The sequence below is a fragment of the Adlercreutzia wanghongyangiae genome, from assembly GCF_035989245.1.
Taxonomy (GTDB): domain Bacteria; phylum Actinomycetota; class Coriobacteriia; order Coriobacteriales; family Eggerthellaceae; genus Adlercreutzia; species Adlercreutzia wanghongyangiae.
The window spans coordinates 1-543 of the sequence record NZ_JAYMFF010000033.1; the positions used below are offsets into that span (position 1 = coordinate 1).

1 pseudogene is annotated in these 543 nt (G+C 53.4%); it reads right to left on the bottom strand.

Features of this window, described 5'->3' with window-relative positions:
• Window positions 1-314: 314 nt before the first annotated feature.
• Window positions 315-543 (bottom strand): annotated as a pseudogene (locus VIN30_RS11415) (carbamate kinase); the annotation flags it as partial.

Here is a 543-nt window from a genome sequence, read left to right on the forward strand (position 1 = left end):
GATGCATTCCTTTCTTGAGTGCGCCTTAACCGCACTCGCGACGATGAGGAATAGTAATGATCGACAAAGCCTATGGCTTAATAGTCATGCTTTATCGATGAGGTCAATATATCACCGTTTTTGTTCACCTGCAAGAAAAATTTTCCCTGTTTGGAAGATATTTTTATCCTTGAAGTTTTCCCAGGTCAATACATAGAAAGAGACGCACTCTCCTATCGCGGAAAGCGCGTCTCTTTTGTTTTATAGAAGGTCATGTCTGACCCTATGGTGCATGTGCTAAAGAATAAGCCTCTCGCACATGCAAGCAGCCTCAACTAGGCAGTGATGACGGTGCCCGTCTCGCCGCGCAGGCCGGCGGCCGCGCACTCGAGCGAGGTGATGAGCGCCTTGCCCTCCGGGAAGGCCTCCACGTACTCGATGCAGGCCTCCACCTTCGGCAGCATGGAGCCGGGGGCGAACTGGCCCTCCTTGATGTACTCCTCGGCCTGGGCCACGTCCATCTCGGAGATGGCCTCCTGCTCGGGCGTGTTGAAGTTGACGCAC